Below are 13,282 nucleotides of genomic sequence, written 5' to 3'. Positions count from 1 at the left end.
CTCCTAAATAGAAGATTAATATCATAAATATTTTAACATTTTTAAATATTAAGTCTAATTATTATCATATATTTTTCCAATGTAAGTATTGTTATATATGTAAGTTTATAAGAGAAGTTGCAAAATAAGGTCTAAATAGGCTATACTTTAAGTTAAATAGCTTACTGATTAGACTAATAAACCTTATAGTAATATACAAGGGGAGAGTGTAAAATTGCTTAATTCAACTATATTATCATCTAAGGATATTACAGAATTAGTTAACTCAAAAGTTATAGATAAAGGAATAGAGGTAACCCATATAGAAATAAATAATGGGATAGTTTTTTCAGGAAGATTATTTAATGTAATAAACAGTAAATTTAGTGCTTCTCTTTATATAAAAAGCTTCTTTGAAAATAGGATTATCTTAGAGACCAAGAATATAAAAATAGATAAGTTAGGAATTTTTAAGGGGATTAGTAGCTTATTATTAAAAAATGTTGTTAGTGTAATAGGCGAAGATTATATTAGTATAAAGGGTAATGGTATTATCATAGATTTAGATAAGTATAAATCGGATATTACTGATATTTATATAAAGGACAAGCTTCTTTATATAATAGGAACAAATTTAAAAATGTATATAAATGCATGATTAACTTAAATAGGAGGTAAGTGTGATGAATATTTCAAGTGTTAAGGTTGCATTAACAGGAGAGGATCTATTAAGTATAATAAATGAGTTTGTAAGTGTTGAAGGTTTAGTCTTAGATAAAATTGAAATTGAAGATGAGGTAAGGTTATATGGAAGTTTTACGAAAGGTATTACAATTAATTTTGTAGCTGGAGTAAAATTAACAAGAGTAGAAAATGGAATAGTCCATGGAGAAGTTTCCTCTTTCAAGGTAGCTAAGATAAAGATTTTCTCTCCTTTAAGAAAATTAGCATTAAAGGTTGCTTTAAAATCTTTAGAAGAGAAGGGAATAAGCTACAATGATGGAAAGGTAGTGATTAATTTAAAATATTTATTAAAAGATGTACCATATGTTGATTTAGATATTTCAGAAATATATACAACTCAAGATACACTTAATGTAAATGTAGCGAATATAAATGTATCTTTAAAAGGGACTTTAATTAAGGATGTTCCAGAAGTAGAGAAAACAGAAGAAGATTTAGAAGAAGAGTTTCTAAGAGAAATGGCAGAAAATACAGTAAAAGTTAAGGATTATTATACTGTAGGTAGAGATTATGTAGAGAACAAATTGCCACAGAAAGTAAAGAATTATAGTGACTACTTACTTATAGTTCCAGATATGGCGGCATTAATATATAGACTTCTAAAAGATAAAAGAGTTTCTATGAAAACCAAGTTAATAATATCTGCTGCAGCTGCATATATTGCATTTCCAACGGATATAATACCAGATAGGATTCCTTTTATAGGAAAAGTTGATGAAATAGCAGTAGCAATATTTGCTTTAGAAAGAATAATATCAGATGTTCCAACTGTAATTATATTAGAAAACTGGGCAGGTAAAAATGATATTGTTTTTGTTATAAAAAATATAATTGAGTATGCTGTAAACTTTACAGGTGCAAAAAATGTTGAGAAGATTTATAACTTTGTTGAAGAAGTTGTAACATTATAATAGATTTAAGGAGTAATAAATTTGGCTAAAAAGGTTTATGCAATTAAAGAAGGATTTAATTTCTCTAAAAATGAAAAAGTGGAGAATTTAATAGTTGATACTTGGGCAGAGTGTCAAAAGTATATAAAGGGTGTAAAAGGAGCTAAATATAAAAGCTTTGAAGATATAAATGAAGCAAAAAACTTCTTATCTCAAGGTGATGGAATGCTTAAAAAGGGAGTAGATAGTTATCCTATGGATTGCCTGCATGTATATGTAGACGGAAGTTATAATATATCAACTGAAAAGTATTCTTATGGGTTAGTTGCTGTTAAAGATAATATAATACAATATATTGAAAATGGGGCAAGTAAAGATAACTCAAGTAAGAATATAAGACAAATTGCTGGAGAGCTAGAAGCTACAATTAGAGGCGTTGAATATGCATTAAATCAAAAAGAAAATAAAGTTGTTATTTTCCATGATTATGCTGGTATTGCCCATCATGCAACTGGATTTTGGGAAAGAAAAGAACAATCTTCAATAGATTATTACAATAAAATGCAAAGCTTAATTAATAGAGGAATAGAAGTTATTTTCGTTAAAGTAGATAGCCACACTGGGGATTTATATAATGAAATAGCAGATGAAAAATGTAAGGAAGCATTACAAATTTCATCTAATAATGAAGTATATAAATATATAGGAAATAATAAAATTTATGTTGCTAACAATTCAATTAAAGAAGAATTAATAGAAATTGCTAGAGATAGAATAGACAATATTATTAGTATAGATAATAATATTGAATTTAAGAAAAAAGATACTAATAAAGAAGAAGTAAAAGAAAATATAGAATTAAACTCTGATAAATTAGAAGATGAAACTCAAGAAATAATTAAAAAGTTAGAGTTTCTACTAAATAAACTTCCTATAGAAAAACAAAAAGATGTATTAGGATATGCAGAATATTTATATAATAAGGAAAAATAAAAGATTGTTTTAAATTTTTTATCTAGTTTGGTTAAAAACCCCTGTAAAAAAAACTCTGTTTTTTATTTGCCTGAATAAATAATTGAGAAATACAAATAATAAAGTAAGAAAATATTAAATAGGGGTGATAAAATGCTAAGAACTTTAAAAGGAATGGCAGCTGGTGCTGTAGTTGGAATGGCAGTTAGTGCTGTTATATTACCACAATTAGATAGAAGAACTCAAAAGAATTTAAGAAGAGTTGGAAGAAGAGCTATAAATATGGCAGAAAATACTTGTGACATGGTAATGGGATATATGAGGTAAATTTTATTTAGGGAATTTGTTTTTAAGCAAATTCCCTTTTATACTTTCTAAACTTCGGTTTGTAAGGGTTAAAGTTTTACTATGTAAATAATATTTTAATATTAACAAAATTATCTAACATTACTTATATTAATTTGAATATAATTATAGAAAAAATGAAAATAAATAATTTAGTGACTTAAGTCCTTAGAATCACAAAAGTTTAATATAAAATTAATTTATCTTTTTATTATATATATTGAAAGAATATTATAAATTATTTGTTTTATATAGAAAATTTTTGAAATTTTCTATTACTTTTAATGAATTTAATGATATAATAATAAAAAGAAAAAAATAATGAAAAAATTTTGTGTTTATATTAAATTTTGACGAAAAAAATCTAAATGGTAATTTTTAGGTTTAAATTAGCTACTATAATATTATAATTTATGATATAATCTAAAATATTAACAAATTTTAAATATTATTAATTATATAATAATGAAAAGGAAGAATATTAATGGAAATTCTTGCATTAGGAGAAAAAATAAAAAGAAGACGAAAAGAATTAGACATGACTCTTAAAGATTTAGCTGGAGATAGAATAACACCTGGTCAAATTAGTTTAGTTGAGTCAGGAAGATCTAATCCTTCTATGGATTTACTTGAATATTTAGCAGCAGCTCTTCAAACTTCTGTAGAATATTTAATGGAATCTGAGGAAAGCCAAGCTGAAAAAATAAGTATATATTATGAAAAAATTGCAGAATCATATATATTATCTGGAGATTATATAACTGGAGAAAAGTACATAGAAAATGCTCTATATTATGTAGAAAAGTATAATTTAGAGTATAGAAAAGCAAAGATTATATATTTAAGAGCACAAATATATAAAGCTAAGGGGGAATTAACTTTAGCTCAACAATTTTTCTTATCTTCAAATGTAATATTTATAAAAAATAATAATTATGAGGAAATAATAAATACTTTTTTAAATTTAGGAAAGATAACTTTAAAGCAAAAAGCATATCAATCAGCAAGTAGTTACCTAAGACAAGCTGAAAAGGTCTACTTAGATAATAATATAGGTGAAGATTCTTTACTTGGAGAAATATATTATTACATGGCACAAGCTTATAATAATACTGAAGATATTAACCAAGCAATAAATTATTCATTCTTAGCAAAAAGCAAATTTGAACAAGTTCAAAATAGAGAAGATTATGCAAAAACTCTTTTATTATTATCAGAAGAATATAATAAAAAAGGAGATTTAACAAATGCTATAAAATACTCTGAAAAAACTTTAGAAGTTTACAAAGAGTTAGATGAATTAAATAATATTTCAGAAATAGAAAATAATTTAGGAAAATTATTCTATGAGTTTGAAAATATAGAAGAATCTTTTAAGCATTATGAAATTTCTAAAGAAATTAGAGCTAGAAGAAAAGATTCAAAAATAGTTAATACTTTAATGAATATATGTGAAAATTATATTAAATTAAAGGATATTAATAAATGTGAAGAAGTTTTAAATGAAGTAAAATCTTATCTAAGCGAAAGTGATATAGAGAATTTAATAGAACTTAATTTATTATGGTATAGAATATATATACTAAAAGAAATGTATAAAGAAGCTGAATATGTATTACTAGATACTTATGAGTTAGCTATAAGTAATAATCTACAAAAACAAGCAGGGCAATTAGCAATAAGTATTGGGAAATTTTACATAGACAATAAAAAAGATATTGAAGCAGCTAAATATTTAGATGAAGGAGTTAATATTTTTAGGAAGATAGGAATACTTAAAAATTAATTCAAGCGGGGGTTGTAAATGGAAATACTATCAACTGGAGAAAAGATAAAAAGGGCAAGAGTATATCAAGGAATAACTCTAAAGGAATTATGTGGGGATAAGGTTTCTATATCGAAAATGAGCTGCATTGAGAATGGAAAAATAAAAGCTGATAAGGATATTTTAGAGTATATTTCTAAAAAGTTAGGGCTTGATTATGAATATTTAGTTAGAGATGTTGAAGAACAAATTATAGGTAATCTTCAATTAATAAATAGAGATTTAGTTCCTGATGAAGAGATGGATAATGTAATAAATCATAATTTAAACTATGCTTTAGAATATTCTTATAATGATTTGGCCTTTGAACTTATACATAAGTTATTTAAACATTATGTAAAGAAAAACAAAGTTGAAAATATACAGTTAATCATATCACAATATTATGATTTATATCAAAAAAATAATACTCGCGAGAATACAATTATTTACTATAAAGACATGGCTACGTTCTTTTACAGTATTAAAGATTATAATGAGGCTATAAATTACTTTGATAGAGCTAGAAATTTAATAATTTCTGAGAAGAATTTTAATAAAGCTGATTATGCTTATATTTCATATAGACAAGGAAAATCCTATGAAAAATTAGGAATGTTAGAAAAAACATATAAGACTATGAATGAAGCTCTAAAATACATAAATTATATAGAGAAAGATTTAGAAAAGGGTGATATATATCACTGTTTTGCTAATGTTTGTATAAAGCTTAAAAAAGATGAGTCAGAAAAATACATGGAGTTAGCATATAAATATAAAAAGGAAAATCCTATAGTTTTAGCTATTGCAAAGGGGAAAAGTGGTAAAAGTTATTTTTATGCAAATAATAGAGATAAAGCTATAGAAGAAATTAAAGAAGGAATAGAATTATTTCCAACTATAGATGAAATGAAGTATGTTAGATTTTTAAATTCATGTATAAGAACTTTATATGAGAATAAAGAGTATGATATTGCTTATGAAATTACAGATAAAGCATTAAATTCAGCCATTAACTCTAAAGAAATAGATTTAATTGAAGAAGCTTATTATTTAAAGGGAATGATTCTTCAAAAGAAGGGATTATATGTACAAGCTGAAATGTATATGAATTTATCCTTGGATTCTTTATTTAAATTTGCAAATAAAGAAAAAAGACATGAAAGATATTTAGATATGGCTGAAATGTATTACAAACTTGGAGAAGTAAAAGATTCTTTAAAATATTTTACTTTAGCAATGAAGTTAGATAAAGAGTGATAAAAAAGAGATAAACATTATATTCCTTGCTCCGTCACATGCGTTCCAAGTCACCGTCATACAATGTTTATCTCTTTACAAACTGAAGGAAGGAAATTATAAAAATATTATTTAAAGGGTAATATTTTTATAATTTCCTAAAGCAAAAAAATAAAAGGTAGCAATACCTTTTATTTTTTTGCTTAAGTTTTGACGTATTAAAATATCATAGATATGTGCCTTGAAGTTCTATGGAACATAGTTATGATATTTTAATACTTTTTATATTTAAACTTTTATATTAATTTCTTTTCATTGGGTGAAAGAATGCAGATAATATATTTAATAATGAATATTTTGAAAATATACTAGGTACAAAAAATAGTCCTCTCATTAATAATCAACCCTTTCTTTTTTTCAATCTTAACTATATTTAAATTATACTTTTATTTAATGTAAAAATCATTGACTTAAATGTGTACTTTTAAGTACATTTAAGTTATTAATAATCTTGTTAATTAAATAAAAAAGTACAAAGAAACCATAAATTTTGGTTTCTCTGTACTTTTATTTAATGTTTTTTATTAAAATTAGCTTTGCATGGTATCCATTAAGTTCAGTAATTATATTTAAAACTGTATTTTTCTTTGAATATTTAAATTCAATCTTAGGAAAAGAAGCTCTTTGTAATATTTCCTTTTCTTCTTTATTTAATCTATCTGGAGATCCCATTGAGAGCCAATAATTATAAGATGAACCTATCTTTTCACTAATTTCATAAGTAATTATTCTAGATGCTTTTTTGATATTTTCTATGTTTAAAGATATTTTTTTCTTATAAATTTTTCTTTTACCACGCTTAGTGAAAATATCTTCGTAATTTTCTAGAGTTTCTAATTCATCAGTATATGAATATAATAAAATACAGTATTCACCATCTTTTTTAGTAACTATAAGTCCATTATCTATAGCAACAATTTCATTACCTAATTTACTAAGTAGGTAATAAGCATAATATGAAGGCTTTCTTATACCCATATCATTAACAAGACCTGGTGCCCCTATAAACACTTCGTTAGTTAAACTTATTTCTTTTTCTAATACATCAAAGGCTCTTAAGAAATTTAATTTATTTTTATTAAATATTGTATTATGAATTATAAAAGGTAACATAAAGGTTGTATCATATATTTTATTTAAAGTTTTATTACAAACAAAATTTTCTTCTATAACATCTAAATTATACTCATCAATTAAGAAAGTTAGTAAAGCTTCTTTTATTGATTTTTCTATAGCAGGAGTAAATTGAAATTTAAATTTTGAAATATCTATATAATCTATTTCAGAAAAGTATTCAAAAAAGCTTTTTAATACATGAATATATTTCTCTAAAGTAAAGTTAGAATTATCAATAAGTATAAGAGGTTTTAAATCAATATAATCTAAAAATTCAATTACACTTTTTGCCTTATTCCAATTATAGAAATCAGCTTTTGGGAAGACTCCCATATCACTATTAAACATATTTTCAACTCTTGCATATTTAAAATGAAGCTCTTCTTGAATTTCCTCTAAAAGGTCTTTATTATCTTCTAATAATAAATCAAAGGCATCATCTAAGTTTATTATTTCGCTATAATCTTTATTAAACTCTCCAAGACTTTCATCCATATCAATATGAAGTTTCCATAACTTATTTTCATAATTGAAGCGTTCATAATCATCTAAATTAGTAGCTAAATATTCTAAAGCATCTTCAATATTTAAAGCTTCTATTTTTTTAGCTGCTTCATATTCTTTTTCAGTTAGTTTATTCTTTTTTCTATACTGAAGTGGAGTGCAACCATAGTAAATTTTAAAGTTTTTATTTAAATATCTTACATGAGAAAATCCAACTTCATCTGAGATATCAGAAATACTTAAATCACTATCAAGTAAAAGTTTTACTGATTCTTCAACTCTTGTTAAATTAACTAAGTCTGTAAAGCTATAGCCTGTAGCATATTTAATTTCATGCGATAAATAATGTGGACTTAAAAATTCTTTTTTAGCTATTTCTTGTAACGTAATATTACTATCATAATTATTAAAAATATACTTTGAAATTCTATGATACCTAGCTAGTTGTTCAGATTTATCTTTTAACTCTTCTTTTTCATAGGTTAGATAATGGAAGTTGTTTACAAGATGGTATAATAAATCTATTAAAAGTGATTCTATTTCCTCATCATAGTCATCAAGCTTTTGAACAGATTCGCATAAAAGCTTTGCTAAAAAATCTCTTAATATATCATATTCCTCGCCATCTTGAGCTCCGTCATCTGTTGAATTAGTATAAAAGAAGATATTATTAATATCTTTATAATACTTTTCAAAGAAGTATGGATCTATATGAAATATAAGAACTCTATTATCTTCATTGCTATAAATTCTATGAGCTTCATCTACATTTATAATTTCCATTTCTCTTTCTAAAACTTTAAAAGAATCTGTATCTACATTAACATTAATACTTCCTCTTAATACATAAAGTATTTCAATGGAGTTATGCCAATGAATTGGATATTCTTTTATATTAGCATAAGATATTTTTATAGGAGAATCCGGTGGATAGCTTATATATTCTCGCCTAATAAAAATCACCTCTTTTCAATTAGTTTATTTACTTTAATTATATCCTATTTAAGCATAAATAGAAAATTTTTAAAATTTAAAATAAACTTTGACTTTCTTTGACTTTTGTATTATTATTTAAATATAGATTAAAATAAGTAGTATATAAAAGGAGTGAAGCACATGAATATTGATAAAATGACATTAAGAGTTCAAGAAGCATTAAATAATGCTAGTATGATTGCAGTTAAGTTCAATCACCAACAAGTAGAGTTAATACACCTATTTACAGCCCTAGTAGAACAAGAAGATGGCTTAATACCAAATATATTTACTAAAATGGGGGTTAATGTTAAATCGCTAAATGATGATTTAAATAGAGTTTTAGGAAATATGCCAAAGGTTTTAGGCGAAGGTGCAAACTCTTCTGGGGTTTATGCTACTAGACAAATAGAAGAAGTATTAGTAAAAGCAGAAGATTTAGCTAAGAAATTTGAAGATTCTTATATTAGTGTTGAGCATTTAATGCTTGCAATAATTGATGTAGATAAAAATGGAGAAGTTAAGAGATTATTAGATAAATATAATATTAATAAGAAAACTTTTATGGAAGTTTTAAAGGAAGTTAGAGGAAACCAAAGAGTTGAAACTCAAGATCCAGAAGGCACTTATGATGCTTTAGGAAAGTATGGTACTAATTTAACTGACCTAGCTAAAAAACATAAATTAGATCCTGTAATAGGAAGAGATGAAGAAATAAGAAGAGCTATAAGAATTTTATCAAGAAGAACTAAGAATAACCCTGTATTAATCGGAGAACCTGGAGTAGGTAAAACTGCTATTGTTGAAGGTTTAGCTGAAAGAATAATAAAGGGAGATGTACCAGAAGGTTTAAAGGATAAAGTTATTTTCTCTTTAGATATGGGAGCTTTAATTGCAGGAGCTAAATATAGAGGAGAATTTGAAGAAAGATTAAAGGCTGTATTAAAAGAAGTACAAAGCAGTGAAGGTAGAATAATTCTATTTATAGATGAAATTCATACTATAGTTGGAGCAGGTAAAACTGATGGAGCTATGGATGCTGGGAACTTAATTAAGCCATTACTTGCAAGAGGAGAGTTACACTGCATAGGTGCAACTACCTTTGATGAGTATAGACAATATATAGAAAAGGATAAGGCTTTAGAAAGAAGATTCCAACCTGTTATTGTAGAAGAGCCAACAGTAGAAGATGCTATTTCTATATTAAGAGGATTAAAGGAAAGATTTGAAATCCATCATGGAGTAAGAATTCATGATTCAGCTTTAATTGCAGCTGCAAAATTATCTCATAGATATATTCAAGATAGATATCTGCCAGATAAAGCTATTGATTTAATTGATGAAGCTGGTGCAATGATAAGAACAGAAATAGATTCTCTTCCAACAGAGCTTGATAATATAAGAAGAAGATTATTCCAATTAGAAATTGAAAAAGAAGCATTAACTAAGGAAAAGGATGAAGGTTCTAAAAAGAAATTAGTTGCATTGGAAAAGGATATTGCAGAACTTAAGGCTAGAAATGATGAAATGACAGCAAAGTTTGAAAAAGAAAAGGATGCAATAGTTAGTTTAAGAGATTTAAAAACAAAATTAGATGATGCAAGAGGGGATTTAGAAGCTGCTCAAAGAAATTACGATTATAATAAAGCTGCTGAAATTCAATATAGTTTAATTCCAGCATTAGAAGAAGAAATTAAACAAAAAGAAATTGAAGTTAAAGAAAATTATGAAGGTGCTTTATTAAAAGAAGAAGTAACAGAAGAGGAAGTATCAAAGATTCTTTCAAAATGGACTGGAATTCCTGTAACTAATCTTTTAGAAGGTGAAAGAGAAAAACTTCTAAGATTAGAAAGTGAAATGGAAAAGAGAGTTATTGGTCAAGAAGAAGCAATAACTGCTGTTTCAAATGCTATACTTAGAGCAAGAGCAGGACTTAAAGATGCTAATAAACCAATAGGTTCATTTATATTCTTAGGGCCTACAGGTGTTGGTAAAACAGAACTTGCAAAAACTTTAGCTAGAAACTTATTTGATTCTGAAGAAAATATTATAAGAATAGATATGTCTGAATATATGGAGAAACACTCTGTATCTAGATTAGTTGGAGCGCCTCCAGGATATGTAGGATATGACGAAGGTGGTCAACTTACAGAAGCAGTAAGAAGAAATCCATACAGTGTAATTCTATTTGATGAAATAGAAAAAGCCCATGAAGATGTATTTAATATTTTCCTACAAATATTAGATGATGGTAGATTAACAGATAATAAAGGAAAAACTGTAGATTTTAAAAATACTATAATAATTATGACTTCAAATATTGGAAGCAGTTATCTTTTAGAAAATAAAAATGAAGATACTGTAGATGAAGGTATTAGAAATCAAGTTATGAATGAAATGAAACTAAGATTTAAACCTGAATTCTTAAATAGAGTAGATGATATAATTATGTTTAAACCTCTATCTGAAAATGGAATTAAGAAGATAATAGATATCTTCTTAAAAGAAGTTTCTAATAGATTAAAGGATAAGAATATCACTCTTGAAGTAACTGATAAAGCAAAAACATTTATGGCAACAGAAGGATACGATCCAGTATATGGAGCAAGACCACTAAAGAGATATATCCAAAATACATTAGAAAACACTTTAGCTAGAAAGATAATAAAAGGCGAAATTGGATATGGATCAAATGTAGTTGTAGATGAAGAAAATGAAAATATAATAATTAAATAATGAAATAAAAATAAGAAGCTAGAAAAATAGCTTCTTATTTTTATTTATGGGAAAGTATAAAAAGTTATGCCTTATTATTAACTATTTATACTTTCCTTCCTTTAGTTTGCCAAGAGATAAACATTTTCAAATTTAGTTTTATCAAAAGATTTTATTTATATTTCTTGTTTATAGGTTTGAATAATGAGTTTACATAAAGTTTATTATAAAGAAGAGAAGAAATTTTATATAAATAAATTAAAATATAAAATTTATTTATTAAAAATAAAACTTTTTAATAGTTATATACGTTTATAAAGTATGAAGTAGCAAAGATATGTATTTATAGCAAAGGAGAGTTTAGTACTAATGCATAAAGAAACTTTAAAAAAGCAAATAGCAGATTATATCATTAGTAATAAGGAAAAATACTATAGAGTAGCTTATAGTTATGTTAAAAATACTGATGATGCTTTGGATATTATGCAAGAATCAATATATAAAGCAGTTGCTAATGTTGATTCTCTTCAAGATATTAGTTATATAAATACTTGGTTTTATAGGATTATAGTAAATACATCTATTGATTTTCTAAGAAAACAAAAGAAAGTAATTCCGGTTGATAATGAAGTTTTAGCAAGTTTTGGTTCAGAAATAAATGACGAGTATGAAAACTTTGATTTGCAAAGAGCAATGGATAATTTACCAGAAAAATATAGAGTTGTAGTAGTGCTGAGATATTTTGAAGACTTAAAAATAGAAGAGATTGCAGAAATTCTTAATGAGAATACTAATACAATAAAAACACGGTTATATAAGTCGCTTAAATTATTGCGGATAAAAATGGATGATTAAGAGTAGCTTTGAATTATTAGGAGGATTAATATGATGGATAAAAACTTACAGAAATTGAAGAAAGAATATAATGAAATACCTATTCCAGAGGAACTGGATTTTGTAGTAAAAAAAGCTTTTAGGGATTCAGGGGTGTATAAAACTAGAACAAAAACAATATACAAAAAATTAGGAGTTACAGCTGCTTCTTTAGCTATAGCTACAGGAATACTTACAGTTGGTGTAAATAGTAGTCCTACATTTGCATATGAACTATCTAAAATACCAGTAGTAAACAGTATAGTAAAGGTGCTAACCTTTAAAGAATATAAGATAGATGAAGATAAATACAAAGCAGATATAAAAGTACCTTCTATAGAAGGGTTAGAAAATAAAACTTTAGAGGATAGTTTAAATGAAAAATATATTTCTAAAAATAAAAAACTATATGAAGAGTTTATAGCTGATATGGAAGGAATGAAGGAAATAGATGATGGACATCTAGGTATAGAAAGTGGATATGTAGTTAAAACAGATAATGAGAATATATTTTCTATAGGGCGTTATGTAGTAAATACTGTGGGAAGTTCATCTACAACATTTGAATATGATAATATAGATAAAAAAAATGAGATTTTAATTACTCTTCCTAGTCTATTTAAAGATAATAAATATATAGAAATAATAAGTGAAAATATTAAAGAACAAATGAGAGAGCAAATGAATTTAGATTCAAAAAAGGTTTATTGGATTGCTGATGAAAGTGGAAATAGTAATATGGATATATTTAAAGAAATAGATGAGAATCAGAATTTTTATATTAATGATAAAGCTCAGTTAGTAATTTCCTTTAATAAATATGAGGTAGCTCCTGGGTATATGGGAATTGTAGAATTTACAATTCCAACAGATATATTATCTGATGTATTGGTTAGCAATGAGTATATAAAATAACCTTTTTTATAAAGGACTTTAGTATTACATCTAGAGTCCTTTTATTGATATTTTTAGAGAAATATTTACAAAAAGATTTTAGGTAAAAAAGAAAATTTAACTAGAACTTTTAAATTAATTTAATTTCTATTATATAGATAAAGGAATGTAC

General features: G+C 25.4%; 10 protein-coding genes. 9 read left to right on the top strand and 1 reads right to left on the bottom strand.

Going from position 1 to position 13,282, the window contains the following annotated elements; genetic code table 11:
• Positions 1-214 precede the first annotated feature (214 nt).
• The 6 genes from H9660_RS01550 to H9660_RS01525 all read left to right on the top strand — a co-directional run bounded on the left by H9660_RS01550 (position 215) and on the right by H9660_RS01525 (position 5,994).
• Complete coding sequence (locus H9660_RS01550) at positions 215-637, top strand: hypothetical protein (protein WP_191747853.1); 423 nt, start codon at positions 215-217, stop codon at positions 635-637.
• Positions 638-662: 25 nt separating this feature from the next.
• On the top strand, positions 663-1,634 hold the full coding sequence (locus tag H9660_RS01545) for a YkvA family protein (protein ID WP_191747851.1): 972 nt from the start codon (positions 663-665) through the stop codon (positions 1,632-1,634).
• A gap of 21 nt (positions 1,635-1,655) precedes the next feature.
• Entirely contained in the window at positions 1,656-2,606 is a 951-nt protein-coding gene (locus H9660_RS01540) for a ribonuclease H1 domain-containing protein (RefSeq protein WP_191747849.1), read from the top strand.
• Between the two features lie 132 nt (positions 2,607-2,738).
• Positions 2,739-2,912, top strand: a complete 174-nt coding sequence (locus H9660_RS01535; protein ID WP_191747848.1) for a YtxH domain-containing protein — start codon at positions 2,739-2,741, stop codon at positions 2,910-2,912.
• A 502-nt stretch (positions 2,913-3,414) separates the two neighbouring features.
• Positions 3,415-4,716 carry a helix-turn-helix domain-containing protein gene (locus H9660_RS01530; RefSeq protein ID WP_191747846.1) on the top strand — a complete coding sequence of 434 codons (1,302 nt, stop codon included), beginning with the start codon at positions 3,415-3,417 and terminating at the stop codon, positions 4,714-4,716.
• Between the two features lie 18 nt (positions 4,717-4,734).
• Positions 4,735-5,994, top strand: coding sequence for a helix-turn-helix domain-containing protein (locus H9660_RS01525; protein WP_191747844.1), 1,260 nt, complete (start codon positions 4,735-4,737; stop codon positions 5,992-5,994).
• Between the two features lie 546 nt (positions 5,995-6,540).
• On the opposite strand, the gene H9660_RS01520 is transcribed toward H9660_RS01525, so the two are convergent.
• Positions 6,541-8,607, bottom strand: a complete 2,067-nt coding sequence (locus tag H9660_RS01520; RefSeq protein ID WP_191747859.1) for a helix-turn-helix domain-containing protein — start codon at positions 8,605-8,607, stop codon at positions 6,541-6,543.
• 162 nt (positions 8,608-8,769) lie between these two features.
• Between H9660_RS01520 and clpB the strand changes: the two genes are divergently transcribed.
• The 3 genes from clpB (at position 8,770) to rsiV (ending at position 13,131) form a co-directional block, all read left to right on the top strand.
• Positions 8,770-11,364: an ATP-dependent chaperone ClpB gene (clpB, locus tag H9660_RS01515; protein WP_191747842.1), complete on the top strand. Its 2,595-nt coding sequence runs from the start codon at positions 8,770-8,772 to the stop codon at positions 11,362-11,364.
• 348 nt (positions 11,365-11,712) lie between these two features.
• Positions 11,713-12,198 carry a sigma-70 family RNA polymerase sigma factor gene (locus H9660_RS01510; protein WP_191747840.1) on the top strand — a complete coding sequence of 162 codons (486 nt, stop codon included), beginning with the start codon at positions 11,713-11,715 and terminating at the stop codon, positions 12,196-12,198.
• Positions 12,199-12,228: 30 nt separating this feature from the next.
• Positions 12,229-13,131 carry an anti-sigma-V factor RsiV gene (gene rsiV / locus H9660_RS01505; protein WP_191747838.1) on the top strand — a complete coding sequence of 301 codons (903 nt, stop codon included), beginning with the start codon at positions 12,229-12,231 and terminating at the stop codon, positions 13,129-13,131.
• The last annotated feature ends 151 nt before the right edge of the window (positions 13,132-13,282 follow it).

Origin of the sequence: Clostridium gallinarum, assembly GCF_014836325.1 — a bacterium.
Taxonomy (GTDB): domain Bacteria; phylum Bacillota; class Clostridia; order Clostridiales; family Clostridiaceae; genus Clostridium; species Clostridium gallinarum.
Note: the sequence above shows the minus strand (reverse complement) of the source record. Positions and strands in the feature narration are given on the sequence as shown.